Origin of the sequence: Bradyrhizobium arachidis, assembly GCF_024758505.1 — a bacterium.
Classification (GTDB): Bacteria; Pseudomonadota; Alphaproteobacteria; order Rhizobiales; family Xanthobacteraceae; genus Bradyrhizobium; species Bradyrhizobium manausense_C.
The window spans coordinates 9225386-9251005 of record NZ_CP077970.1 but is presented as its reverse complement, the minus strand read 5'-3'; the positions used below and the strand labels follow the sequence as shown (position 1 = coordinate 9251005).

At 64.8% G+C, this 25620-nt stretch carries 25 protein-coding genes; 16 read left to right on the top strand and 9 right to left on the bottom strand.

Going from position 1 to position 25620, the window contains the following annotated elements:
• Positions 1 to 57: 57 nt before the first annotated feature.
• Positions 58 to 336 carry a BolA family protein gene (locus KUF59_RS43155; protein ID WP_212458182.1) on the bottom strand — a complete coding sequence of 93 codons (279 nt, stop codon included), beginning with the start codon at positions 334 to 336 and terminating at the stop codon, positions 58 to 60.
• 118 nt (positions 337 to 454) lie between these two features.
• Here KUF59_RS43155 and KUF59_RS43150 point away from each other — a divergent pair, with 118 nt between their 5' ends.
• On the top strand, positions 455 to 1090 hold the full coding sequence (locus tag KUF59_RS43150; protein ID WP_212458118.1) for a J domain-containing protein: 636 nt from the start codon (positions 455 to 457) through the stop codon (positions 1088 to 1090).
• A 150-nt stretch (positions 1091 to 1240) separates the two neighbouring features.
• Here KUF59_RS43150 and KUF59_RS43145 read toward each other — a convergent pair whose 3' ends face one another.
• A complete protein-coding gene (locus KUF59_RS43145) occupies positions 1241 to 2335 on the bottom strand; it encodes a citrate synthase/methylcitrate synthase (protein WP_212458117.1) in 1095 nt (364 codons plus the stop codon).
• A 76-nt stretch (positions 2336 to 2411) separates the two neighbouring features.
• Between KUF59_RS43145 and KUF59_RS43140 the strand changes: the two genes are divergently transcribed.
• Positions 2412 to 3641: a citrate synthase family protein gene (locus tag KUF59_RS43140; RefSeq protein ID WP_212458116.1), complete on the top strand. Its 1230-nt coding sequence runs from the start codon at positions 2412 to 2414 to the stop codon at positions 3639 to 3641.
• Positions 3642 to 3710: 69 nt separating this feature from the next.
• Here KUF59_RS43140 and KUF59_RS43135 read toward each other — a convergent pair whose 3' ends face one another.
• Positions 3711 to 4367: a DedA family protein gene (locus KUF59_RS43135; protein WP_212458115.1), complete on the bottom strand. Its 657-nt coding sequence runs from the start codon at positions 4365 to 4367 to the stop codon at positions 3711 to 3713.
• A gap of 435 nt (positions 4368 to 4802) precedes the next feature.
• Here KUF59_RS43135 and cobS point away from each other — a divergent pair, with 435 nt between their 5' ends.
• From cobS to KUF59_RS43100, 7 genes are all read left to right on the top strand, one after another.
• A complete protein-coding gene (gene cobS, locus KUF59_RS43130; RefSeq protein WP_408918139.1) occupies positions 4803 to 5759 on the top strand; it encodes a cobaltochelatase subunit CobS in 957 nt (318 codons plus the stop codon).
• Between the two features lie 18 nt (positions 5760 to 5777).
• Positions 5778 to 6188, top strand: a complete 411-nt coding sequence (locus KUF59_RS43125; RefSeq protein ID WP_212458113.1) for a GNAT family N-acetyltransferase — start codon at positions 5778 to 5780, stop codon at positions 6186 to 6188.
• Entirely contained in the window at positions 6185 to 8092 is a 1908-nt protein-coding gene (gene cobT / locus KUF59_RS43120; RefSeq protein ID WP_212458112.1) for a cobaltochelatase subunit CobT, read from the top strand. The genes KUF59_RS43125 and cobT overlap by 4 nt, the downstream gene beginning before the upstream one ends.
• The gene (locus KUF59_RS43115; protein WP_212458111.1) at positions 8089 to 9165 is read left to right on the top strand and encodes an esterase-like activity of phytase family protein; all 1077 of its coding nucleotides are present in this window, start codon (positions 8089 to 8091) and stop codon (positions 9163 to 9165) included. The genes cobT and KUF59_RS43115 overlap by 4 nt, the downstream gene beginning before the upstream one ends.
• 39 nt (positions 9166 to 9204) lie before the next feature.
• On the top strand, positions 9205 to 9909 hold the full coding sequence (locus KUF59_RS43110) for a hypothetical protein (protein WP_212458110.1): 705 nt from the start codon (positions 9205 to 9207) through the stop codon (positions 9907 to 9909).
• A 118-nt stretch (positions 9910 to 10027) separates the two neighbouring features.
• A complete protein-coding gene (locus KUF59_RS43105) occupies positions 10028 to 11140 on the top strand; it encodes an NADH:flavin oxidoreductase/NADH oxidase (protein WP_212458109.1) in 1113 nt (370 codons plus the stop codon).
• Between the two features lie 299 nt (positions 11141 to 11439).
• The gene (locus tag KUF59_RS43100; protein WP_212458108.1) at positions 11440 to 11850 is read left to right on the top strand and encodes a hypothetical protein; all 411 of its coding nucleotides are present in this window, start codon (positions 11440 to 11442) and stop codon (positions 11848 to 11850) included.
• Between the two features lie 181 nt (positions 11851 to 12031).
• Here KUF59_RS43100 and KUF59_RS43095 read toward each other — a convergent pair whose 3' ends face one another.
• Together KUF59_RS43095 and KUF59_RS43090 are read right to left on the bottom strand one after the other, a co-directional pair.
• Positions 12032 to 12277: a PilZ domain-containing protein gene (locus tag KUF59_RS43095; RefSeq protein ID WP_212458107.1), complete on the bottom strand. Its 246-nt coding sequence runs from the start codon at positions 12275 to 12277 to the stop codon at positions 12032 to 12034.
• A 173-nt stretch (positions 12278 to 12450) separates the two neighbouring features.
• A complete protein-coding gene (locus tag KUF59_RS43090) occupies positions 12451 to 13782 on the bottom strand; it encodes a DUF2235 domain-containing protein (RefSeq protein WP_212458106.1) in 1332 nt (443 codons plus the stop codon).
• A 128-nt stretch (positions 13783 to 13910) separates the two neighbouring features.
• Between KUF59_RS43090 and KUF59_RS43085 the strand changes: the two genes are divergently transcribed.
• Positions 13911 to 14573, top strand: a complete 663-nt coding sequence (locus KUF59_RS43085; RefSeq protein WP_212458105.1) for a hypothetical protein — start codon at positions 13911 to 13913, stop codon at positions 14571 to 14573.
• A gap of 326 nt (positions 14574 to 14899) precedes the next feature.
• Here the strand turns inward: KUF59_RS43085 and ftsZ are convergent, their stop codons facing one another.
• Positions 14900 to 16153 (bottom strand): cell division protein FtsZ, encoded by a 1254-nt coding sequence (gene ftsZ / locus KUF59_RS43080; protein ID WP_212458104.1) that lies wholly within the window; start codon positions 16151 to 16153, stop codon positions 14900 to 14902.
• A 46-nt stretch (positions 16154 to 16199) separates the two neighbouring features.
• Positions 16200 to 16784, bottom strand: a complete 585-nt coding sequence (locus KUF59_RS43075; protein WP_258768049.1) for a hypothetical protein — start codon at positions 16782 to 16784, stop codon at positions 16200 to 16202.
• Positions 16785 to 17243: 459 nt separating this feature from the next.
• Between KUF59_RS43075 and KUF59_RS43070 the strand changes: the two genes are divergently transcribed.
• The 3 genes from KUF59_RS43070 to KUF59_RS43060 are packed head-to-tail and all read left to right on the top strand — an operon-like array spanning position 17244 to position 18128.
• Positions 17244 to 17507: a hypothetical protein gene (locus tag KUF59_RS43070; protein ID WP_212458102.1), complete on the top strand. Its 264-nt coding sequence runs from the start codon at positions 17244 to 17246 to the stop codon at positions 17505 to 17507.
• The gene (locus tag KUF59_RS43065; protein ID WP_212458101.1) at positions 17504 to 17800 is read left to right on the top strand and encodes a hypothetical protein; all 297 of its coding nucleotides are present in this window, start codon (positions 17504 to 17506) and stop codon (positions 17798 to 17800) included. Before KUF59_RS43070 ends, KUF59_RS43065 begins: the two co-directional genes overlap by 4 nt.
• Before the next feature lie 49 nt (positions 17801 to 17849).
• Positions 17850 to 18128, top strand: a complete 279-nt coding sequence (locus KUF59_RS43060; RefSeq protein ID WP_212458100.1) for a DUF1488 family protein — start codon at positions 17850 to 17852, stop codon at positions 18126 to 18128.
• A 124-nt stretch (positions 18129 to 18252) separates the two neighbouring features.
• Here KUF59_RS43060 and KUF59_RS43055 read toward each other — a convergent pair whose 3' ends face one another.
• Together KUF59_RS43055 and rpmB are read right to left on the bottom strand one after the other, a co-directional pair.
• A complete protein-coding gene (locus KUF59_RS43055; protein ID WP_212458099.1) occupies positions 18253 to 19062 on the bottom strand; it encodes a hypothetical protein in 810 nt (269 codons plus the stop codon).
• Between the two features lie 368 nt (positions 19063 to 19430).
• Positions 19431 to 19739 (bottom strand): 50S ribosomal protein L28, encoded by a 309-nt coding sequence (gene rpmB / locus KUF59_RS43050; protein WP_212458098.1) that lies wholly within the window; start codon positions 19737 to 19739, stop codon positions 19431 to 19433.
• Between the two features lie 596 nt (positions 19740 to 20335).
• Here rpmB and KUF59_RS43045 point away from each other — a divergent pair.
• The 3 genes from KUF59_RS43045 to KUF59_RS43035 all read left to right on the top strand — a co-directional run bounded on the left by KUF59_RS43045 (position 20336) and on the right by KUF59_RS43035 (position 25618).
• Complete coding sequence (locus KUF59_RS43045; RefSeq protein ID WP_408918138.1) at positions 20336 to 21148, top strand: DUF3108 domain-containing protein; 813 nt, start codon at positions 20336 to 20338, stop codon at positions 21146 to 21148.
• A 735-nt stretch (positions 21149 to 21883) separates the two neighbouring features.
• Complete coding sequence (locus KUF59_RS43040; RefSeq protein ID WP_258768048.1) at positions 21884 to 25333, top strand: helicase-related protein; 3450 nt, start codon at positions 21884 to 21886, stop codon at positions 25331 to 25333.
• A gap of 57 nt (positions 25334 to 25390) precedes the next feature.
• The gene (locus tag KUF59_RS43035) at positions 25391 to 25618 is read left to right on the top strand and encodes a S4 domain-containing protein (RefSeq protein WP_309500902.1); all 228 of its coding nucleotides are present in this window, start codon (positions 25391 to 25393) and stop codon (positions 25616 to 25618) included.
• Positions 25619 to 25620 lie beyond the last annotated feature (2 nt).

Here is a 25620-nt window from a genome sequence, read left to right as displayed (position 1 = left end):
AACCCGGAATCTCGAGATTCCGGGTTCGATGCTTTGCATCGCCCCGGAATGACGGAGCTACCCTTCTCCCGGCGCCTGCGCGTGGATTGCCAGCGCGTGCACGCTGCCCTGGAGTTCCGCGGAAAGTAGCGCATTTATCATGCGGTGGCGCTCGACCCGGCCCTTCCCTTTGAAGGCGTCAGACACAATATAAACCCGGAAATGCGTCTCGCCGCTCGGCCGGTGCCCGGCGTGGCCTTCATGCAAATGTGACTCGTCGATCACCCGCAGGCTTTCCGGCGTGAAAGCTTCGCGCAACTTGTTGCTGATAGTGTCGGTCATGGCCATGTTTGCCATTAAAGTGTGCGTGCGCGTTCCGTCAATGCCATAAGGCGCCGAAGTTTCGGCTATGGGTTTCGTCCTAATTGCAATGTCAAGACTTGAAGGTTTTTGCATTGCGTAGTCAAAGTCTGTCATGCCGATCGACACCAACAAATTCTTCGACTCCATCCGCGTGAAGCCGACCAAGGCGAAGCCGGAAGCGAAGCCGCGCGAGACCGTGGCCAATTGCGAGTGGGCCGGTTGTCAGAACAAGGGCGCGCACCGCGCGCCGAAGGGGCGCGAGAATTCGCGCGAGTACTGGCACTTCTGTCTCGACCACGTGCGCGAGTACAATCAGTCCTACAATTTCTTCTCCGGGATGAACGCGGAGGCCGTGGCGCGCTACCAGAAGGACGCGCTCACCGGCCATCGTCCGACCTGGAAGATGGGCGCCAATGGCGGCGTCAAGAAGGGAACGGAGGCCGAGATCGACGGCGCCTTCGATCCCTTCAGCATGTTCTCGGAGATCAACGGCCGCGCGAGCTGGCGGAAGGGCCCGGACGCCCAGCCCAAGGCCGAGACGCGCAAGGTGATGAACGCCGAGCGCAAGGCGCTTCAGGTCATGGGCCTCGGCCCCGACGTCACGCTTGCCGACGTCAAGACCAAGTACAAGGCGCTGGTCAAGCAGCACCACCCCGACGCCAATGGCGGCGACCGCTCGACCGAAGACCGCCTGATCGAGATCATCAAGGCGTATAACTATTTGAAGACAGTGGTGCGGGAGGCGTGAGCCTCTCGCGTCACGGCAGGTGCGTAGGGTGGGTTAGCCTTGCGGATGCGCGAAGCGCGGTCCGCGAGGCGTAACCCACCTCTTTAGTCTCCGCGGTGACAGAAGTGGTGGGTTACGCCTTCGGCTAACCCACCCTACGAAATCCTACCCTCACCCCTTCGGCATCGCCCCGACATACGACGAGCTCGGCCGGATCAGCCGTCCCGTGCGCCGATGCTCGAGCGCGTGCGCGGTCCACCCCGCGACGCGCGCGACGGCGAAGATCGGCGTAAAAGCCTGCCGCGGAATTGCGAGTGCGTCGAGCAGGATCGCGGTGAAGAACTCGACATTGGTCTCCAGCGGCCGGTCCGGATTCTTCTTCCGTAGGGCCTCGCGGATATAGGCCTCGACCTCGCCGGCGAAGGGCAGGTCGGCGCCGTTGGAGGCGAGTGCCTCGATCGCGGTCTTCAGCACGTCGGCGCGCGGGTCGCGCACGCGATAGACGCGGTGACCAAATCCCATCATCCGCTCGCCACGGGCCAGCGCTGCATCCACCCAGGGCTTGATGCGCTCGCGCGACCCGATCGCATCGAGCATTTCCAGCACCGGCTCCGGCGCGCCGCCATGCAGCGGCCCCGTCAGCGCGCAATAGCCGGCGGTGACGGCGGCGAAGAGGTCTGCGTGAGTGGACGCCACCACGCGTGTGGCAAAAGTCGAAGCGTTCATGCCGTGGTCGCAGACGGTGACGAGATAGGCATCTAACGCGGTGACCTCGCGCGCGGCGGGCTCGCGGCCATGCAGCATACGCAGCGTGTCGGCGGCATGGCTCACGCTCGGGTCGGGCGTGACCGGATGCTCGCCCTTGGCCCGGCGCACCAGCGCGCCCGCGATCACTGGAAAGGCGCCCACAATGGTCGCCTCGTGGTCGAGCCCGTGCTCGGCGCGAAGGCCTGCGACCGCCGCGCGAAACCCGTCGACGATCCCCATGCCACGCGTCGCCGGCAAGAGATCGGGCAGCCGGGCAAAAGCGCGTGCGCGGGCTTCGCCGAGGCTCGCCCGCACATTGGCCTCAGTCAGCTTGCTCCCCATCGCGCCGTTCCACAGACGCGCGGTCACTCCCTCGAAACTCGATTCGGCAACGAGACGGCCGACATGCTCGCCGGCGATGATCAGTTCGCCGCGCTCGCCATCGACATGGCTCAGCACGGTTTCGGCCGCGGGAACGCCGTCCAGCCCGATCTGGCTTTTGGTGAGTTGGATATTCATGGCCCGTTCTCCTTTCGCAATGCGGGAAAGGTCGGGCCTCTCGACAGATTGATCAATCTTGATTACATAAATCAATATGAAAAATTCTCCGGAGCTCTACCTCTCGGCCCGTGAAGCTGCCGCGGAACTCGCGATCTCACCGGCGACCCTCTACGCCTATGTCAGTCGCGGCCTGATCCGCTCCGAGCCGACGGCGGATTCGCGCAAGAATCGCTACCGCGCCGAGGACGTCCGCAACCTGAAGGATCGCCGCGCCCCGACACCGGAGCCGCGAGGATTGCGCAGTTTCGATGCCGACCTGCCGGTGATGGATACGGAGATCGCGACCATCACCGAGGACGGGCCGATCTATCGCGGCGTGAACTGCGTCGACCTCTCCGAAAGCGACACGCTGGAGCACACGGCGACGCTGCTGTGGGACGTCTCCGGCGTCGATCCCTTTGCGCCGGACAACTGCCCGCACGTTTCCGACGAGATGCGCGCGATCGCGCAAGCCGCGCGGCGTGCTGCGCCGATCGATCGCGCCATCGCCGTTCTCGCGCTCGCGTCCAGCGCCGATCCCCGCGCCTTCACCCGCGCGCCCGATGGCCGGGCGCTGGTTGGCGCCCGCATCGTCCGGCTGCTGGTCGCCACCATGCTCAATGCCGAGCCGTCGGCCGAGCCGCTGCATCAGCAGATCGCAAGGGCCTGGGCACCCGACAACAAGCATGCTCCGGATCTCGTTCGCCGTGCGCTGGTGCTGCTCGCCGATCACGAACTCAATGCTTCCACCTTCACCGCGCGCTGCGCCGCCTCGACCGGTCTCAATCTGTATGACGCCGTCATCGCCGGCCTCGCCGCGCTGAAGGGCCCAAAACATGGCGGCGCCGGCGTGCTGGCTTCACAGCTCGTCAAAACGCTTGTCGATCGCGACGTCGAGCCGATGGTGCGCGAGCGCGTCGCGCTCGGCGAGCGCTTTGCCGGTTTTGGACACGGCGTCTACAAGCGCGGCGATCCCCGCGCGCAGTCGCTGCTGCGTGCGCTCGCCCGCGCCGGGGCGCCGCGCAAATTCACCACGGAAGTGCCCGCTAGAATCGCGGAGGCGACCGGCGAGCTCGTCAATATCGACTACGCGCTCGCCGTCCTCGTGCACGCGCTGCGGTTTCCGCCCGGCAGCGAGCTCGCTTTGTTTGCGATGTCGCGCAGCGTCGGCTGGATCGCGCATGCCAGCGAGCAGTTGGCCTTCGGCAAGCTGATCCGCCCGCGCGCGCGTTATGTCGGGCCGGCGCCGGGACGCAGGGTGGTTGTGCCGGAGTCGAAGACCTAAACGCAAACGAGCTGCCACCCTCCCCTGGAGGGGGAGGGTAAGAAAGATCGCTACGATTGTCGGCTTGGCCTAAGCCGCCGTCTTCGCCGGCGTCTTGCTGCCGTGCCTCCGCCGAACGGTCCAGATCGCGAGCCCCAAAATGATCGCGATCCCGGCCACCGCGAACATCCAGAGATGCTTTCCCACATGCTCATGGTGCGGCAGGCCGGCATATTCGTGCAGGGCCGACACCGCCAGCACGCCCGGCAGCACATGCGCGGGCGCCCAGAGCAAAATCGCGGGAATGTTGACCGCGTAGAATCGTGCGGGCTGCATCCCGAGCGCACCGGCCGTAACCGGCACGAAGGCGCGGATCGGCGGCACGAAGCGGGCGAAGAACACTGCCCAGGTGCCAAAACGCTGGAAGAACGTCTCGCTCTCCTCGACGACGCGCGGATAGTTGGTCAGTGGCCAGGTGTTGAGGATCTCGCGCTGCCGGCGGTGCCCGACCCAATAGGCCGAGCCGTCACCGACCACCGCGCCGAATGCAGCCGCAAGCAGCACCCACTGCAGCTTCAACTCCCCGCCCGGAATCAGCGCACTCAGCGCCAAAATGATGGTCGAGCCGGGCACGACGGACCCGACCACCGGAACGGCTTCCAGCAGTGCCGCCAGGAACAGGGTCAGGTAGGCCAGCCAGGCATGGGCCGAGACGAACGCGATGAAGGGATCGAGGAATGACGTCACGTTGTCTCCACATGCACTGTCATTCCGGGGCGCGCGACGGGGGCCGCGCAAAGCGCGGCCTGGAGCGTGAACCCGGAATCTCGAGATTCCGGGTTCGGCTCTTCGAGCCGCCCCGGAATGACGGCAGCCGGACCTTACATAAGTCGGGCAAGGGGGCGAAAGTGCCCCGGACCGGCGGCAGTGCGCCTCTAGAAACGCAAAATTTGGGCGTGATTCGCAGGGCAGCCTTCCCAAAATCGCGTTCCTTGCCTATCTCAATGATAAGACAATGGAACTTTGATTTGCGCGCGGGCTTCTGCCCGTCCATGGTCTCTGATACGTTCGCTACAGCACCCAGCCGCAGCCAACGTGCGAATAACCGGTTTCGGGACCGCCCGGGACCTCGGAGGATGAATGACGACCGCCGCCCTGTCCAAAGTTGAGGAAGTCAACGGAATGCCCGACATGAAGGTGTCGGTGCGCCAGGTCTTTGGGATCGACAGCGACCTCGAAGTGCCGGCCTATTCCGAGGTCGATCCTCACGTGCCCGAAGTCGATGCCGATTACCGCTTCGACCGCGCCACCACGCTCGCCATTCTCGCAGGCTTTGCCAAGAACCGCCGCGTCATGGTCACCGGCTATCACGGCACCGGCAAATCGACCCATATCGAGCAGGTCGCCGCACGGCTGAACTGGCCCTGCGTGCGCGTCAACCTCGACAGCCACATCAGCCGTATCGACCTCGTCGGCAAGGACTCGATCGTGGTCAAGGACGGCAAGCAGGTCACCGAATTCCGCGACGGTATCTTGCCCTGGGCGCTTCAGCACAACGTCGCGCTGGTGTTCGACGAATATGACGCCGGCCGCCCGGACGTGATGTTCGTGATCCAGCGCGTGCTGGAAGTGTCGGGCCGCCTGACGCTGCTCGACCAGAACAAGGTGATCAAGCCGCATCCGGCCTTCCGCCTGTTTTCGACCGCCAACACGGTCGGCCTCGGCGACACCTCGGGCCTCTATCACGGCACCCAGCAGATCAACCAGGGCCAGATGGACCGCTGGTCGATCGTCACCACGCTCAACTATCTCGGCCATGACGAGGAAGTGGAGATCGTGCTGGCGAAGGCCAAGCACTATCGCACCCAGGAAGGCCGCGACATCGTCAACAAGATGGTGCGCCTTGCCGATCTCACCCGCAACGCCTTCGCCAATGGCGATCTGTCGACGGTGATGAGCCCGCGCACGGTGATCACCTGGGCGGAAAACTCCGACATTTTTGGCGATATCGGTTTTGCCTTCCGCGTCACCTTCCTCAACAAGTGCGACGAGCTCGAGCGTCCCCTGGTCGCCGAGTTCTATCAGCGCTGCTTCAATGCAGAGCTGCCGGAATCGGCGGTCAACGTGGCGCTCAGCTAGAACCAAGTAATTGAAGAAATGGCCTCCATCACCGTCGAGCGCAGCATTGGGACAACCAAGAAAGCCGTGCTCGGCGGGCTCATCGGTTACAACACCGAGAAGCTGGGGAGGCAGAAGTACAAGCGCCTCGCGATTTCCCTGAAAGAGCGCGGCAAGATCGTCGGCGGAATCGTCGGTGAAGTCTGGACCACGGTGCTGTTCATCCAGCTGTTCTGGATCGAGCAGAAATACCGCGGCAAGGATCACGGCACGAAGCTGATCGCGGCGATCGAGGACGAAGCGAGACGGATCGGGGCGACCCGTTCCTATCTCGACACGATGAGTTTCCAGGCGCCGGGCTTCTACCGCGGTTGCGGCTACGAGGAGTTCGGCGCCATTGACGGCTATCCGGGCGGCGTGACGCGCCATTGGTTTACGAAGTCGCTATGAGCACATCCAATTCCAAATTCCGCAGTGGAGCCAAGGAAGCGCCCACCGAGCCGTTCAAGCGGGCGGTGACCTCCTGCCTGAAGGCGATCGCGAAGGCGCCCGAGCTCGACGTCAGCTTTGCCGCCGAGCGTCCGGGCCTTGCGCCCGGCAAGGCGCGCCTGCCCGAACCCGCGCGAAAAATGACCAAGCGCGATGCTGCGATCGTGCGCGGCCACGCCGATTCCATCGCGCTCAAACTCGCGTGTCACGATCCAAAAGTTCACCGCAAGCTGATGCCGGGCAACCCGCAGGCGCGCGGCGTGTTCGAGGCCGTCGAGCAGGCGAGGGTGGAGGCGATCGGCGCGCGCCGCATGGCGGGCGTTGCGAAAAACCTCACTGCGATGCTCGACGACCATTTTCATCGCGGCAAGTTCGACGAGATCACCGACCGCGCCGATGCGCCGCTTTCGGATGCGCTGGCGATGCTGGTGCGCGAACGCCTCACCGGAATGGCGCCGCCGACGGCCGCCAAGAAGATGGTCGATCTCTGGCGTCCGATTCTCGAAGACAAGATCGGCGCGCGGCTCGATCGTCTGGATCGCCTGGTCGAGGACCAGGGCAGGTTCGGCGACGCCGTGCACGACCTGCTCACCGCGCTCGACATCGGCGACGAACGCAACGCCGATTCCGACGATGACCAGGATCAGGACGAAAACAGCGACGGCGAGAACGACCAGTCCGGTGCCGAAGGCTCGCCCGATTCCGACGCCGCGCAAGAGATGAGCGCCGACCAGGCGCAGGCGACGACCGAGGAGATGAGCGACAGCGCGATGGAAAGCGCGCAGGCCTCGACCTCAGACACGTTTGATGACGGCGAGCTCGGCGACGACGAGACGCCGGGCGAGGCGACGCGGCCGAATTCGCGCGGCGCCAACGAGCCGCGTGGCCCCGAGTACCATGCCTTTGCGCCAAAATTCGACGAGGTGATCGCGGCCGAAGACCTCTGCGACCATGACGAGCTCGAGCGCCTGCGCTCCTATCTCGACAAGCAGCTCGCGCATCTGCAAGGCATCGTCGCGCGGCTCGCCAACCGGCTGCAACGCCGGCTGATGGCGCAGCAGAACCGCGCCTGGGAGTTCGACCTCGAAGAAGGCATTCTGGATCCCGCGCGCCTGTCGCGCGTGGTGACCGATCCCTACCATCCGCTATCCTTCATGCGCGAGAAGGAGGCGACGTTCCGCGACACCGTGGTGACGTTGCTGCTCGATAATTCCGGCTCGATGCGTGGACGCCCGATCACGGTCGCGGCGACCTGCGCCGATATTCTGGCGCGCACGCTGGAGCGTTGCGGCGTCAAGGTCGAGATTCTCGGCTTCACCACGCGCGCCTGGAAGGGTGGGCAGTCGCGAGAGGCGTGGCTTGCTGCCGGCAAGCCGGCCAATCCCGGCCGTCTCAACGACCTCCGCCACATCATCTACAAATCGGCGGATGCCCCCTGGCGCCGTGCGCGAAAGAATCTCGGCCTGATGATGCGCGAGGGGCTGCTCAAGGAAAACATCGACGGCGAGGCGCTGGACTGGGCGCACAAGCGTCTGCTCGGCCGCACCGAACAGCGCAAGATCCTGATGATGATCTCGGACGGTGCGCCGGTCGACGATTCCACGCTGTCGGTCAATCCCGGCAACTATCTCGAGCGGCATCTGCGCCACATCATCGAGGAGATCGAGACGCGCTCGCCGGTGGAGCTGATCGCGATCGGCATCGGCCATGACGTCACGCGCTATTATCGCCGCGCGGTGACGATCGTGGACGCGGAAGAACTCGGCGGCGCCATCACCGACAAGCTCGCCGAGCTGTTCAGCGAGACCAACGTCGCGCCGCAGCCGACCACGACGAGCCGCCCGCGCCGCAAATTGCATTCGTGAGCACACGCGCCTCCCGCCGCCAGTTTCTCAGCCGCGCGGCGGCGGGGGTTTCCATTCTTGCAGTACCGGGCCTTGCGCAGGCCCAGCTCGCGACCGAGTCGCCGCCGAAATCGGCGACCGGCATCGCCGAGCACGCCGTCACCGAGCCGGTCGCCATCGAGGTCAACGCGCGGGCGATTCTCGCCTTCGAGCCGCGCGATCGCACGCGCACGCGCTTCGGCTCGCTCGACTATCGCAGCGGTCTTGTGCTGACCTCGCCGCATCGCGGCTTTGGCGGCCTCTCCGGCATTCGCCTCGACAGCAAAGGCGAGCGCTTCATCGCGATCTCGGACCAGGCCACCTGGTTCACCGGTCGTATCCGCTATGCGGGCCGCGAAATGGTCGGGCTCGAAAACGTCGAGGCCTCGCCGATGCTCAATGCGGACGGCCGTCCCATCACCGAAAAGCGCTACTGGTACGATTCGGAATCGCTCGCGCTCGACGGCTCCTACGTCTATGTCGGGCTCGAGCGCGTCAACCAGCTCTTGCGCTACGATTTCTCAAAGGGGTTTACGCGGTCACGCGGCGAAGTGATGCCGCTGCCATCAGCCGCGAAACGATTGCCCTACAACAAAGGCCTCGAAGCCCTCGTCGTGGTGCCGAAGGGACAGCCGCTCGCGGGCACGCTGATCGCACTGTCCGAGCGCGGGCTCGACGGAAGCGGCAATCTCATCGCGTTCCTGGTCGGCGGCCCGACGCCCGGCCAGTTCTCGATCCGCCGCACCGAGAATTTTGACATCAGCGACGCCGTGCTGCTGCCCTCGGGCGAGCTGTTGGTGCTGGAACGAAAATTCTCCTGGTTCACCGGCGTCAATATCCGGATCCGGTCGCTACAGCTCAAGTCGATCGCGCCGAACGCGCTGGTCGATGGCCTCACACTGTTCTCGGCCGATCTCGGCCACGAGATCGACAACATGGAGGGCATTGACGCCCACGTCACGCCCGAGGGCGAGACCGTGCTGACGCTGGTCTCCGACGATAATTTTTCCATGCTCCAGCGCACGATCCTGCTGCAGTTCACGCTGGTGGAGTGACGCGTTGAACGCGGCCGCCCGCGCCCGCGACAAAGTGGCATGCAGCTTCGTTCTGCCATCATCGCCCTCGTCATGGTGCCGTTCCTGGCCGTGTGCGCGCTGTCGCCGGCCCACGCCACGGCCGAGAAGACCTATGCGAAGGACGAGTACGCCATCATCACGGGCGGGTGGGCGCCGAACAAGCGGCTGTCGGTCGCGGCCCATGGCGAGGGCGAGGGTGGTCACGACAAATTCCACGTCTACCTGATGGCCGAGCCCGGCCATCGCCGGCTGGCCACGCTCGACGATATCAGCCAGGAGAACAATCTCGATACCGCGCCCGACGCCTACTACGCCGCCTGGTCGCCCGATTCGCATTACGTCGCGGTTTCCTTCCGCAGCGACCGGCACATCATGACGCTCAACCTCTATGTCATCGAGAACGGCCGCGCGCGGCGCATCGAGGCGCCGGACCTGTTTCGCGAGGCGACCGGCCGCGCCGTCGATCGCAAGACCGACGGCGACATGCGCAACTACTTCCCCACCGTGGAGTGGCGATCGCCGCGCCGTTTCCGCCTCAACGACTCCCGCGTGTTCGTCAAGAACGACAAGGCGCTGGCTGAAAAGCTGGGCGATCTCGGCAGCCTGACCGAGATGAAGGACGGCCGCTTCCAGATCGAGTTCGCCGCCAAGGCCAACGTCACGCTGGGGCGCGGGGATCGCTACCGCATCGGCAAGCTGCGGCAGGGCGATTTCTGGCAATAGCCGGTCGTCCCGGGGTCGGAATGCGCAGGCCGTGAGCAGCCATGCCGGTGGCGCCGCTGGTCAATCGCTGCGCGCTCGCTAAACTCCAGCCCCATCGCCCCCATTCCGGAACTCCCGCATGAGCGCCCTGTTTGCCCCGATCGAGCTGCGCGGATTGAGCCTCAAGAACCGCATCATCGTGTCGCCGATGTGCCAATATTCGGCCGAGGACGGCGTCGCCAATGATTGGCACTTTACCCACATCAACTCGCTGGCGCTGTCAGGGGCTTCGATGTTTTGCATCGAGGCCACCCATGTGGAGGCGATCGGCCGCATCACGCCGGGCTGCCTCGGCCTCTACGACGACGCCTGCGAGGCCGCGCTCGTGCCCATCCTCGCCTCGGTGCGAAAGCGTTCCACCGCGGCGGTCGCGATGCAGATCGCCCATGCGGGCCGCAAAGCTTCCAGCGCGCGTCCCTGGGACGGCGGGCAGCTCATCCCGGCGGACAAGGGCGGCTGGCGCCCGGTGGCCCCGAGCGCCGTGCCGCACAAAGAAGAGGAGGCGGCGCCCATCGCGCTCGATGCCGCGGGCCTGAAGCGCATCCGCGATGCCTTCGTCGACTGCACGAAGCGCGCCGCGCGGCTCGGCATCGACGCCATCGAGCTGCACGGCGCCCACGGCTATCTCATGCACCAGTTCTTGTCGCCGATCTCGAACCAGCGGACCGACGAATATGGCGGCAGCTTGCAGAACCGCATGCGCTATCCGCTCGAAATCTTCGACGCGGTGCGCGCCGCGTTCCCGCACGACAAGCCGGTGGGCATCCGCGTCTCCTCCACCGACTGGATCGAGGGCGGCTGGGATCTGGTGCAGACCATTGAATTTTGCAAGGCGCTGAAGGCGCGCGGCGTCGACTGGATCGACGCGTCCTCCGGCGGCGTATCACCGAAGCAAAAAATTCCGCTCGGCCCCGGCTACCAGGTGCAGTTCGCGGAGGCCATCAGGCGCGAGGTCGGCGTGACGACGGTGGCGGTTGGCCTCATCACCGAGGCAAAGCACGCCGAGGAGATCGTCGCCAGCGGCAAGGCCGACATGGTCGCGCTCGCGCGCGGCATGCTCTACGACCCCCGCTGGGGCTGGCACGCCGCCGCCGAGCTCGGCGGCACGGTCGACGCTCCTCCGCAATACTGGCGCTCGCAGCCGTCGACGCAGAAGGCGCTGTTCGGGCAGACGACGTTCGGGGCGAGGTAGGCGCTGCGCGCTGTTCGTGAGATGCGGGGACAGCGCCACAATCACAGTGGTCGTCCCGGCGAAGGCCGGGACCCATACCGCGTGATCTATCGATGGCGCACGGTGCTAGTCCCAACGAAGCACGCCAACTGCGAGTCTTCGCCAAACTACTCCCTGTGGTTATGGGTCCCGGCCTGCGCCGGGACGACAGTGGAATTTGCGGCGCCACCGCACCGCACTCACCTCTCCGTGACACTACTTACCTTTCACGCCATTCGGAAAAAGCCTAACCTCGCCCTCGTCAATGCCGGAGGCTTGCCATGCGGTTCCGCGTCAGGAAGGCGGCCCACGTTCTGGAGCGTGTCGGGCTTGCGCTCGCGGGTGCCGCGTGCGGTCTGTTCGTCGGCGCCTATGTCGGCTCGTCGATCGCGCATCTCACCACGCAGGGATTTCTGCTGCTGATGATGATGTTAGGGGCGGTCGGCTTCTATCTCGGCATCGACGCGCCGCAACTGCATTTCGTTCCCGGCGATGACGACGTCGATGCCGCCGAGTTCCTGAGCGCCGTCGGCACCTTCTGCGCCACGCTCACGGCATTTGCCTCCGTCGCCGTCATCGTGCTGCGGCTCGATCCGCACGCGGTGTGGACCTGGCTCGTGCTCGCCGGCTGGATCGCCGGTGTCGCCATGCAGATCACCGCCGGCACGAAGGCGCGGTGGCGGAGGAAGTAGGGTCCTCTTACCCTCCCCTGGAGGGGGAGGGTCGATCGCGCGCAGCGCGAGCGGGGTGGGGTGATCTCTCCACTCGGGCAGTGTTGAACGCGGAGAGACCATCACCCCACCCCGTCTCACATTTTCGCTGCGCTCAATGTGAGCCGACCCTCCCCCTCCAGGGGAGGGTGACAGCACGCCTCTAAAACACCACCCCGATCCGTGACCCGCGCTTCCACGCGATCCGGCACCGCTTGCGCGTGTTGACATGCAGCAGATCGAACCGGTCGGGCAGCGCGACCTGGCCGCCGAGATCGACGCAGGCGCCGCCCGGCGAATAGTCGATCAGCGTGCAGGGAATCGCCGGCTTCTTCGCATCCGTGATGATCTTGGCCTGGCGCGACACCAGTCCGGCCGGCTTCACCCGGGCAAACCTGCGCTGAAACATTGTCGCGTCTCCTCCGCTTCGCTTAAGGCACGATCGGGAAATAATGGAACGGAGGTCATTCCAGCGCCCCTAACCGCAGCATGCGCATTTTAGGGATTCTTCGGCGCGATTCAGGTTGCATTAACCGTGCGGGAGGCGGGCCCGCTCTTACCCTCCAGGGGAGGGTGGCAGCGTCATTCCGCTTCGCCGCCCCCCGCATGCGCCGGCTCCACCGGCATCGGCACCACCTCGTACCGCGCCGGCAGATTCACCGGCCGATAGTCGGCCATCTCGTCCATCCGCCTCACCACGCTCTCATGCACATGGGCGCCGTCGGGGATGAGGCGCGGTTCGCAATCGGGGATGTAGAAGCCGAAGTGCACCTGCCGCTTCGGCCATTCCTTGTACTTCGCCTTCTTCGGCACGAACTCCAGCAGGCGCCAGGCCGCATTCATGGAATCGTGCAGGCCGCCGGGCGTTCCCGGCTTGCCGACAAAACTCGGCGCGACATAGGAGAACGGTGAGTTCTTGCGCTGGATGCCCCAGGCGAGCTGGTTCACGGTGCGCGGGTTGAAGTTGAGGCCCGCCTTCGCGGCCTCGTCGATCATCCACAGCAGCGGATACTTTGACGCGCCGCTCTCGCTCTCCCTGTAGCCGCCGCCGACGTCGCAATGCACGCCCGCGAACCACACCTGCAAGATGTCCTGCGGCACCTTCTTGTCGTCGGGCACGAAGCGGTTGCTCCAAAACTCCTGCGGCTCCTTCCACGCCTTGAGGCGGAACATGCAGCGCCGCTCGTCGATCGAGATCGCCTGCCGGAAGATTTTGACGCTCGGATTGCGCAGCGTGAAGGCGAGCTCCTCAAAACTCGGCAGATAGAAGCGGTCGGCGCGCGGCACGATCACGCTCGCCACGGTGTCCCAGACGCCGACGAAGCGGATCGTCGGCCAGCGCGAGGAGGTGATGCGCGCGAACTGCGCGGCGAGATCGAAGCGGTCGACCGCGAACGGCCCGTCCTCGTCGCTGCCGGCATCGGTGAGGTCGGCGATGTCGTTGCCGCGCCCGCTGCCTGAATATTGCTTGTAGGAGATCAGCCCGGAACCTGCGAGGTTCACCTGCTCCGGCGAGATCAGCCCCACCTTGTGGATCAGCCCCGCCAGCACCCGCACCGTATAGGCGCCGCGCGAAAAACCGAACAGATAGATCTGGTCGCCGGGCTCATAATGCTCGACCAGGAAGCAATAGGCCGACAGCACATTGTCGTCGAGCCCGTAGCCGGTGGCGAGTCCCAGCACCAAATTGACGTTGGCCTTGAGGCGGTGCCACGTCGAAGGCTCCGTCACCGTGCCGACCCCGGGATCGTAGAACACCATCTGCCGCGGCTGCGTCTTGTCCGTCTTGCGCAGGCAGCGATAGAGCTTCAGCACGTTCGAGATGTTCTCGCTGATCTCGTTGCCGGTGCCGTCACAGCAGATGACGAGGTTTTTCGGCTCAGACTTCGACTCGCTCTTGCGCTCGTGCTCCACGGTATGCCTCCCGGAGTGATGCTACCGGGGCGAGTATAGCGGAAGCGCGGCCCCATTGCCGCATCGCTGTGGAAGTTAACCCCTTGTTAACCATACGGTCGCCTAATGTGGACGAATGGGGGATCACCATGTCGGCCCATGTGACGCGACCGAAGCTGATGCCTGTTTTGGCCGATCCGGCCATTCGTTCGGCTGCCAGGCTGGCGGTTCGCGTTACGGCTGTCCTACGGAGCAATGCCATGTTCGGAAAGGACGACTTAGTGGATAATCTCGCCCGGGATCTGGATCGCGCGCGCGGAAGGCGCGATGCCCTCGCATCCGAAGCCACGACCCTGACGGCTCAGATCGCCGAAATCGAAGCCCGCCTTTCGGAGGAGAAAAAGCGGCGGGAGCGGGATCGCATCTTGAGCGAACTCGAAGCGATGAAGACGCGAATCAGGCAAGCCGCCGGCGCGTTTGCACCCGTCGTCGATGGTCTGTGCAAGGCGATCGAGCCGGCTGCGGCCGTCGTGCCCGAGGCTCGCGAGCTCAATACGTTTCTGTTGTCGGTGGCGAGCGAAGTCGACAGCGTCCTTGATCCGCTGTTGCGCGAGCTGGATCAGCGCGCGGATGCGGTGCGGGCCGGCCACGCTGCGCTGGACCTCCCGATTTCGGTCATCAATGAAGCGCCGCCCGTCGAGCTGCCGAAAGACAGCAACGATCGCCTGCTTCGTTTTCCGGCATGGCTGTCCCGCGACAAGGAGCCGGAAAAGAAGCAGCCGGCGGAGAACCCGCGCAGCACGGCAGCGTGAACGCTTGGCTACCAGCGAGCCCAACAACAGGTCGTCATCCCGGGGCGCGACGAAGTCGCGAGCCCGGGATCCATCGGGCCGCCGTGACTGTTGAGCAATGGATTCCGGGCTCGCGCCAAGCGGCGCGCCCCGGAATGACGGAGTAAAACAACAACTCTCCAATGCCGGAAATGGACCGCTGCTAGGCGAGTCCAGGGCACGATGAGATTGGGACGAATAGTACCGCGCGCAATCTCATGGGCGAATTCCGAACGTCAGATCTGCAGACGAGCTTCTGAGGCGCGCGGTGCGCCGATCGCAAGCAGCTCCGCTCCGGTCCGACCCCCTCAGCTCGCCGTGCGGCGCAAAAAGGCCGGGATATCGATGAGGTCTTCGTCGATCGTATTGCGCGCAGCGGTGCGGCCGTAGGGATCGAGCGGCTGCGGAGCCGCCTGGCGCGCATAGTCCTGATGCGGCCTTGCCGGTTGGCTCGCGGGCTGGCGGGCCTGGAGCGGCGGGCTTTCCACTTGCGGAGGCGGTGCGCCGCGCTCGATGCGATCGGCGATGCGGCGGCCGTCGTTGCGCAGCCGGCCGGCGAGCTGCGTCAGTGCGCTTTCCACCGTATGCGCCTGCTGCGCCGGGTCGACATTATCGATGCCGGTCGCCACCACCGAGACGCGGACGATGCCTTCGAGGCTTTCATCGAAGGACGCGCCGACGATGATGTTGGCGTCCGGATCGGCCTCGTCGCGAATCCGGGTCGCGGCTTCGTCGACCTCGAACAGCATGAGATCCCTGCCGCCGGTGATCGATATGATGAGGCCACTGGCGCGCTTGATCGAGGGGTTTTCGATCAATGGGTTGGAAATTGCGGCGACGGCGGCGGCGAGCACGCGCTTCTCGCCGGAAGCCTCGCCCCGTCCCATCATGGCCTTGCCCTTCTCCTTCATGACGGAGAGAACGTCGGCAAAATCCAGATTGATCAGGCCTTCCTTGACGATGAGGTCGCTGATGCAGGCCACGCCCGAATAGAGCACCTGGTCGGCAAGGGCGAAGGCATCGGCGAATGTGGTCTTCTCGCTGGCGACCCGGAACAGATTCTGGTTCGGGATGATCAGGAGGGTGTCGACTGACTTCAGCAGCTCCTCGATGCCGAGTTCGGCGGAGCGCATGCGGCGCGTCCCCTCGAAGTAGAATGGCTTGGTGACCACGCCGATCGTGAGAATGCCGAGCTCGCGCGCAGCCCTGGCGACGACGGGGGCAGCCCCGGTGCCGGTCCCGCCGCCCATGCCGGCGGTCACGAACACCATGTGTGCGCCGTTCAGATGATTGCGGATCGTATCGATGGCCTCTTCGGCCGCGGCGCGTCCGAGTTCCGGCTGCGAGCCGGCGCCGAGGCCTGCGGTCACCTGTGTGCCGAGCTGGATGAGGCGCTTGGCCTTCGACATGGCGAGCGCCTGCGCGTCGGTATTGGCGACGACGAAGTCGACCCCTTCCAGTCCGGCCGTGATCATGTTGTTGACGGCATTGCCGCCGGCGCCGCCGACCCCGAATACGACGATGCGCGCCTTCATTTCGTGAATATCGGTGATGCCAGTCATGCTTCCCTCGCGGTTGCTCCGGCAAGCCGGGGATGGAGAAAGAGTGCTACCTGCGCGCCGCGCGGTCTGCGCCCACGATGGCCGCGGCCAGATGTCCCAATCGAAGCGCGGCCTGTCCCGCGGTCGAGCGACCGGTCCGCAGCGCCGCAACCTCCTCTTCCAGTCGTGCCACCCACGCATTGGCTGCCGTCGTCTCGGCAGCCGCCTGCTTGAGCTCAACGTCGAGGCGATCGGCGCGCTCCCGCTCGCGCTCGAAATCCGCTCTCGCGTCGGCAGCCATGGCTTCGAGCCGCGCGATCTCCGCCTTGAATGCCTCGATCTCTGATGCGTTTTCGAGCGAAGTGGATACCGGTTCGCGCACGGAAAACGCGTCGAAATAATGATCTAGAACCCCGTTCCATCGGAGCGGCAATGGCTCTGATGCCTCGGTCTTTGCCATGGAGGCGGCGATGTGGTCTGCCCCACCGCCACACCGTGGCCGGGGCGTATACCGCAGTTCGGAGAAATCGACGCTCACCAGGGCTTTGCCGTCATCCCTGCGCGAGCGCGGCAACCGGCGACGTCTCGCCAGCGCACGAGCGGCCTCGCGCGAGATCTTGAGGCGGGCACTGAGATCGGCGTAGGTCAGCAACTCAACGCACATCGGCGCTTCTCCTGGAGCGAACCGGGGAGGCATCTGGGGCTAATGATGGCTGGGCAATGAACGCAGGCTAGGCTGCGTTGGTTAACGGACGGTTAACGCGCGAGCGCGGCGCTAACGTTTTGGCTCAGTCGCGTTTTCGGCTGCAGTCCGGTTGTTCCGCTCCACCCGGGATCACCGGCATGCCGACGAGCGCGACCCACGCGTCCGCAGGGGCGGGAAGCGGCCTTGGCGTGCCGCGCCACGAACGCGGTTTCACCTCTCCCTATGGGAGAGGTGGGAAGCGTTCAGCGCGGCAATACAATCTCGCCACGCGCGCGTCTCCGCGGCGTCGCGCCGCGTGGCGCGCGTCGCGGAAACCGAGAATGCGATGGCTATTGCGGCCGAACGGGCGCATGGTCACGGGATCGGCATTGGCCGCGATTCTCTATTCGCGAAAGGCAAGGCTCAATGACCATCCGATCGCGCCGGGAATCCGTCACCTTCAGGCATCCGTTCCACATCAGGGGCATCGCGCGCGAGCTGCCCGCCGGCGCCTACGAGGTCGTCACCGACGAGGAGATGATCGACGGATTGTCCTTCGCCGCCTGGCGCCGCGTCGCCACCATGATCATGGTGCCATCAGAGGGCCCGCGCGGCACGATGGAAATGGTGTCGATCGGCTCGGTCGACCTGGCGGATGCGCAGGCTTCCGATGCGAGCGCCGCGCGATGAACGATGGCCCGATCGATCTCGACAGCCATCGTGGCCTTGCCGCGCAGAAGGCCACCGATCTGCGCCGCGTGCTGGCGGAGGTCGAAAACAACGTGCGCGAATTGCGCGAGCGCGAGGCCGATCTCGAAGCCCACCTTCTCACGGTGCCCGCCGAATCGTGGGCGGAGGCGGCGACCAAAGCGCGCTACGTGCTCAACCTCTATGCCGCGAGCCTGCCCGTCGAGGACACCCGCCACCGCGCGCTGGTGTCGGCCGTGCTCGACGATTTCGCCCGCCTGGCGGGGGAGGGCTGAGGCGGCCGGGCCGCGGGGGGTCGTGAAGCATCGCGCAAAGGAGCAGGCCATGGCGCTCACGAGCAGCCGCTACATCGGCCTCGAATACGACCGGATGATCGTCCTGTTCTCGATGCAGGACGACGAAAGGGAGATTCCCTGCGCGGTCGAGATGTCGGCGATGGACGAACTGGAGCGCGGCCCGCAGGTCCGCCCCGAGCAGCGCGAAGCCCAGTTCATCCGCCTGCGCGACCGCATCGAGGCCAGAGCCGCCAGCAAATACCGCGCGAACGATTTCGAAGGCACCCCGCCGGGCATCGTGCTGCGGAGCGATGATTTCCGGGGGTAGGGGCAGACCGCGCGGGGTGCGGGGGCGTGTCGTCGTCGGGGCTGTCACGGCGGCGGACGCCAAGGTCGCCGGACTTAGAGACGCTCCCCCTACTTGTAGGCCGAATTTGGCGCGGCCGCTCATGTTAGTTAGACGGCGATTGTATCTGAAGAGTTCGGTTTTGCTGCGAGTAGGCTGGTCCGACGAGGAAAGGTGAATTCTCCAACTGCGGATCGAGCATCGATGTGGTCAGTATGATTTGATGGTCAATCGCCGAAGAATTACTCGCGGCACAAATCATTCGCTGAAAGTTCCAGCTTCTTTGCGGAACCATCCCTTTATCCTCAATGTTGTCAAACATCATGAATCTTGGAAGTAGAAATTTGTTATCTCGAAGCGATGCAATGAGTAATCCGAGATGAAAGCTGTTCTTCAGGATGACCAGGCTACTAGCCGCAAAATTTGACTTTCCATCCACCGACATCGCGTCGTTGCCGAAGGAAAAATTGAAGCTGGTCGCATCAACAAAGGCATCCTGATCTCCGGTATCGCTGTGCAGAAGGTTGACAACGCTTGTTGCAATTAGCGTATAGGCAGTTCTCCTGCGCTTGTCCTGACTGGCGAGAATCGCTCTTATTTCGTCTTTGAGTTTTGTGATACGTTCGTTCAAGCGTTGCTTCTCATTGGACATCTCTGTCACGCGTGAGACAAGCTCCAGTCGCTGACCAATGGTTTCAATCTTGGAATCAATGAAGCCGATGCGACGGTTGATGTTCGCGATGGCATTGTCGCGAGAGCTTATAGGGGCCTTAGATAAGGCATCATACGTGGTTGCCTTTGTGGAGTATTCTCGACGAAGCGAGCGAAGCTGCTTTTCGTTTGAAGCAAGTGCTTCTTCTCGTTGCTCCTGCAATTGTATAGATTCTCGAAGTTGCATTTGAAGGTCGATCTTCACGGCCAAGCTTCGAGTCGCTCGATCGGTGCCTTGAAGAGGTGTCTTGCAAAGGTGGCACTCAATCGAATGGTCAGCGTCCTCGGCCGTAGGAGGGAAGCACGCTGGGCAATACTTGAAGTGAATTCCACCTAGTTGTTCGTACGTAAGGGTCGCTTGGTTGATATCAACCAGCATCCGCTCAAGATGGCGAATAAGTATCTGCAACGTCCAGTAGAGGGCCTTGAGACCTTTGAAGCACACGTCGCGTTGCGCCGCGCCGCACAAACAAAAACGGCCAGGTCTTTCGACCCGGCCGTTACTCAGACTCAATACTCTAAGCTTACGCGACTAGACGCTTACTGGCCCCTAGCCCCAGCTCGGAAATTCGCTTAGCTCGCCTTCGCAGCCGGCGCGGTCTCGCCGACCTTCTTCTGGATCGCGCGCTTCAATTCCAGCACGCGCGGCGACAGCGCGTCGGCCTTGGCCTTGAGCAGGAAGGCGTCGAGGCCGCCATTGTGATCGACGCTCTTCACCGCGTTGGTGGAGACGCGCAGGCGCACGTTGCGGCCCAGCGCTTCGCTGATGAACGTCACGTTGACGAGGTTCGGCAGGAAGCGGCGCTTGGTCTTGATGTTGGAGTGGCTGACCTTGTGGCCGACCTGGGGGCCCTTGGCCGTCAGTTCGCAGCGGCGAGACATCTCGAAAATCCTTGTCCTTCCCCCAAACTCATTGCGGCGGCCATCGGGGCGCCACGGGGGTGCTAAATCTGTGTCCTTGTGGGAGCGGCGGACGTATAGGGGGGAAGGGGCGGGTAGTCAAGGCGAAGGGCCGGTTTCGGCCCGTAGTTCCGGGGCGGGCGACAGCCCGAACCCGGAATCTTGTGCCGCAAATTCGGGGGGGTTGGCGGTGTGCCATCGCCCCACCCTCGGTGTCATCGCCCGGCTTGACCGGGCGATCCAGTATCCCAGAGGCGTCTCGGCTTCAATGGAGGGGCCGCGGCGTACTGGATGCCCCGGTCAAGCCGGGGCATGACAGCGGAGAAGAGGGCAGGCCGGGTGATGACGGCGGAGGGGGCCGGCAGGGCCCCTTCCATCACATAAACGGCGTATTCCGGAGGGAAGACATCGCCGGTTCCCTTTTGCCTTGTGCAATAGCGTTCCGGCACATTGTTTGCCGCAATTTTTGGCTTAAGTACCAATCAGCTAGCGCTACCTTTGGATTGCGACTGAACGTGACCCTGCCTCAACCCCAATTGCCCCGGCGGCGCTCTTTGCGCCGGCTGGCCCTTTTGGCCCTGTGCGGGCTTGGAGCTGGCTTTGGGCTCGCTTGCGGGATTGCGCCGGCGTCGGCCCAGGGCAAGCTCGAGGCGCAGTATGAGGCGACGCTGTCGGGCATCCCGGTCGGCCGCGGCGCCTGGAATATCGATATCAGCGACGACGTGTTTTCGGCCGCGGCCTCCGGCGGGACGACCGGGCTGCTAAAATCCTTTGCCGGCGGGTCCGGCAGCGGCGCTTCGCAGGGGCGCGTCGTCAACGGCGCGCTGGTCGCGACCGGCTACCAGGCCTCCACCACCACCTCGAAGAAGACCGAAGAGATCCACATCACCCTGGACAAGGGCAATGTGAAGGAGTTTGGCATCGTGCCGGAGCCGCCGGTCGATGCCGACCGCATTCCGGTGACGGACGCCCATCGCCGCGGCGTCTGGGATCCGATGACGGCCTCGCTGCTGCGCGTGCCCGGCACCGGCGAGGTGCTTAGCCCGGAGGCCTGCCGCACCGGCGCTGCCGTGTTCGACGGCCGCATGCGCTACGACCTCAAGCTCGATTTCAAGCGCATGGAAGCCGTGAAGGCCGAAAAGGGCTATCACGGCCCGGTCGTGGTCTGCGCGCTCTATTTCTCGCCGATCGCCGGCTACATCCCCGATCGCCCCGTGATCAAATACCTCGCCACCCAGCGCAACATCGAGATCGCCTTTGCGCCGGTCGCGGGCACGCGGGTGTTGGTGCCGTTCTGGGTGAAGATCCCGACCCCCCTCGGCCCGGCCATGCTGGAAGCGACAAGCTTCATCACGGCACCGCAGCCGCCACGGGTGGCGAAGACGCAGTAGCTGTCGCAGTCCCACTCCATCACCGTCACCCTGAGGTGCTCGCCTCTTCGGCGAGCCTCGAAGGGCGACGGCCCCGCTCGCGCCGGCATGTCCGGGCCGTTTCATCCTTCGAGGCTCCCCATGCCGCGCGCTGCGCCGCATGGCTCGCGCCTCAGGATGACGGATCAGGTTCGCCCGGTTACAAAAACCCCAATCGATTCAACACCCCTTCTACTGTGCATGGGGTTGTTTCGATGCATCGAACCAAGTGCCCCTTCGAAGATGGAATCCATTTGACTCCGCCCCGATTCTGATTCGACTCCGCGCCCTCCCCAACTTTAAGGTTTTCGCCCTGAAATCACCGCTTGTGCGTTGGGGCAAAACTCCATCTAGTGCGCACCAAATACGAGTCCCGCGACATGTTGCGTGAACGTAACAGGAAGCGGAGGGGAGTCAGCGATTCGGCCGCGATTCGTTCTAGAGTCGTTCCGAAGTTTAAGGTCAGCGAAGAAAGCGTCGCAAATTGAGACAGTTGCGCGGGAGTTGGGGTGGTCATCCCCGTCACCCTGAGGTGCCGGAGCGTAGCGGAGGCCTCGAAGGGCGACGGGCCCCGCTTTGGCCGCTCGGCCGTGCATCCTTCGAGGCTCGCCCAGCGGCGCAGTAGCGCCGCAAGGCTCGCACCTCAGGATGACGGGTCGCCACCCGCAAAAAACAGCACTGACAAACCGCCCCAAGAAGAATTAGCTACCCAGTCAAATGCCCTTTTCTTCCTCTCCCTTCGCTTCCGAGCGCGCGCTTTCCGATCGAGTGGCTGGCGCCGGCGTCACTGCGGTGCTCGGGCCGACCAACACCGGCAAGACTCATCTCGCGATCGAGCGCATGCTGGCGCATTCGTCGGGCATGATCGGCCTGCCGCTGCGCCTGCTCGCGCGCGAGGTCTACAACAAGATCGTCGATCGCGTCGGCAGCGAGGCCGTTGCGCTCGTCACCGGCGAAGAGAAGATCAAGCCGAAAAACCCGCGCTACTGGGTCTCGACCGTGGAGGCCATGCCGCGCGATCTCGATTTGTCATTCCTTGCGGTGGACGAGGTGCAGATCGCAGCCGACCTCGAGCGCGGGCACGTCTTCACCGATCGTATCCTCAATCGCCGTGGCCGCGACGAGACGCTGCTGCTTGGCGCGGCCACGATGCGTCCGATCGTCGAGCGGCTGTTGCCGGGCGCCTCCATCATCACGCGGCCGCGGCTGTCGAGCCTTGAATTTGCCGGCGACCGGAAAATCACGCGGCAGCCGCGGCGCACTGCGATCGTCGCGTTCTCGGCCGATGAAGTCTATGCCATTGCCGAATTGATCCGCCGCCAGCATGGCGGCGCGGCCGTGGTGCTGGGCTCGCTCTCGCCGCGCACACGCAATGCGCAAGTGGCGATGTTCCAGAACGGCGACGTCGATTACCTCGTCGCCACCGATGCCGTCGGCATGGGCCTCAATCTCGACGTCGACCATGTTGCCTTCGCCTCCGACCGCAAGTTCGACGGCTATCAGTTCCGTAGGCTCACGCCGGCCGAGTTCGCGCAGATCGCGGGACGCGCAGGGCGCGCGACGCGGAATGGAACGTTCGGCACCACGGGCCGCTGCGCGCCGTTCGAGCCCGAGCTCGTCAACGCGCTCCAGAACCACACCTTCGATACCGTGAAGGTGCTGCAGTGGCGCAATTCAAAGCTCGATTTCGCCTCGCTCGGCGCGCTCCAGGTGTCGCTGAATCTGGCGCCGGGGCACGAGGCGCTGACGCGCGCGCCGATCGCCGAGGACATGCGCGTGCTCGATCACGCCGCCCGCGACGGCGAGGTGCGCGATATGGCGCATGGCAAGGTTGCGGTGGAACGTCTCTGGGAGGCCTGCCAGGTCCCCGATTACCGAAAGCTGTCGCCAGCGGCCCATGCCGAGCTCGTCACCACGCTGTACGGCTTTTTGATGCAAAAGGGCCGCATTCCCGATGCCTGGTTCGCCGCCCAGGTCGACCAGGCCGACCGCACCGATGGCGACATCGACACGCTGTCGGGCCGGATCGCGCAGATCCGCACCTGGACCTTCGTGGCCAACCGGCCGGACTGGCTCGCCGACCCCGAACACTGGCAGGGGATTACGCGGGAGCTGGAAAATAAATTATCGGATGCGCTCCATGAACGGCTTACAGAGCGTTTCGTTGATCGTCGTACCAGTGTATTGATGCGCCGCCTGCGGGAGAACACGAGCTTGAATACTGAAATCGGCAAGACCGGCGAAGTCATCGTCGAAGGCCACGTCATCGGCCGTCTTGATGGATTTACCTTTGCGCCTGATGCCGCCGAAGCCGGCTCGGATGCGAAAGCGCTGCAGGCCGCCGCGCAGGCGGTGCTCGCCGGCGAGATCAATACGCGTGCCGAAAAACTGGGCGCAGCTCCCGACGAGCAGTTCGTGCTCACCTCCGAGGGCACCATCCGCTGGACCGGCGATGCCGTGGCGCGGCTGACTGCCGCAGAGGAGGCGCTGCATCCGCGCATCCGCATCATCTCCGACGAGCGCCTCACCGGCGCCCCGCGCGAGAAAGTGCAGGCGCGGCTGGATCTCTGGCTCAAGACGCATATCGAAAAGCTGCTCGGGCCGATGTTCGAGCTCAGCAAGGCCGAAGACGTCACCGGCATTGCGCGCGGCATCGCCTATCAGCTCGTCGAGGCGCTCGGCGTTTTGGAGCGGCAGAAGATCGCGAGCGAGCTGAAGGATCTGGATCAGGCCTCGCGCGCGACGCTGCGCAAATACGGCGTGCGCTTCGGCGCCTATCACCTCTATTTCCCGCAGCTCTTGAAGCCCGCCGCGCGTGCGCTCGCAGCACTGCTCTGGGCGCTGAAGCAGGACAATGTCGATCTCTCGTCGCTGTCCGGCGCGCAGCATCTTGCAAGCTCGGGCCGCACCTCGTTCCCGGTCGACAAGACGCTGCCGCGCGATGCCTATCGCGTGCTCGGCTACAAGCAGGCCGGCGAGCGCGCGGTGCGCGTCGACATTTTGGAGCGCCTTGCTGACCTGATCCGTCCGGCGCTCGCCTGGCGCGAGACCTCGCCCGGCGAAAAGCCGCTAGGCGCGTTCGACGGCCGCGGTTTTGTGGTGACGCAGGCGATGACCTCGCTCACGGGTTCCGCCGGCGAAGATTTTGCCTCGGTGCTGCGCGCGCTCGGCTATCGCATGGAGAAGCGCGCGCCGCTGCCGCCGAAGCCTGTGGTGACGGAGACCGTCTCTGTCGAGACGCCGCCGGTCGAAGGCAGCGCGGAGACCTCGACTGAGACCTCGACCAAGGCCGCCGCCGAAGCCGTGGCTGGATTGCCGGTTTCGGAGGAGACGGTTTCCGCCGTTGAGGCCGCAGTCGAGCCTGTGACCGTCGAGGACGCGCCGGGCATGGAGCAGGACGCGGAGCCTCACGAGGAGCCCGCGCTCGAGGCCTCGCCAGAGGCCCCCGTCACGCCCGAGGATGCCCCCGGCATTGCGCCGCCGACTGAGGAGGCCGCGCCCGCTGAAGCCTCCACTGAAGATGCGCCCGCGGTCACCGCGGCCACGGAAGCCGCCGCGTCGCCGGAGGCGGCTGCGCCCGTTGAGGCCACCGCGGAAGCAGCGCCCGCCGAGCCTGAGCTCGTCGAAGTCTGGCGTCCCGGCGGCCGTCACGAGGATCGCAAGCCGCGCCACGAACGGCAGCGCCACCAGCGCAATCGCCATCAGCCGCGTCCGCAGGCGGGTACTGAGGCTACTGCCGCGCCTGCGGAAGGCGAAGCTGCGCAGGCCGCCGATGGCGAGAAGCGCGGTGAGCGCCACCGCCATGGCGGGCATCGCAGGGATTCTGGCAAGGATTTCCGCAAGGACCGTCAGCAGGGCGAAGGCGGCGGCGAGCGTCGCGAGCAGCGCGACGACAAGAGCCGCCGCTTCGAGGGCAAGGATCGCAACCAGGATCGCGATCGCAACAAGGGCAAGTTCGGTGGCGGTGGCGAGCGCGACAAGGGCCGCGACAATCGTGGCCGCGACCGCGACAAGGGCCGCGACCGGCGCGACCGCGAGCAGGGGCCCGCGCATCGTCCCTACGCCTCGAGCGCGTCGCCACGCGAGCGCGATCGTCCGATCGATCCGAACTCGCCCTTCGCAAAGCTCGCCGCGCTGAAGGAACAGCTCGCGGGTCGGAAGGAGTAACCTCCCACGACGACGACCGAGCGCCAGCGTCTCGATAAATGGCTGTGGCATGCGCGGGTGGTGAAGGCGCGCACGTCGGCTGCCGAGCTGGTCGAGAAAGGCCATGTGCGCGTCAACGGCGTGCGCGAGACCTCGCCGGGACATGCGATCAAGATCGGTGATGTCCTGACCATCGCGCTCGACCGCGCCGTGCGCGTGATGAAGGTGATCGCGTTTTCCGAGCGGCGCGGCGACGCAAGCGCGGCGCGTGTGCTGTATGAGGAGTTGCAGGCGCGCAATTCGTAATT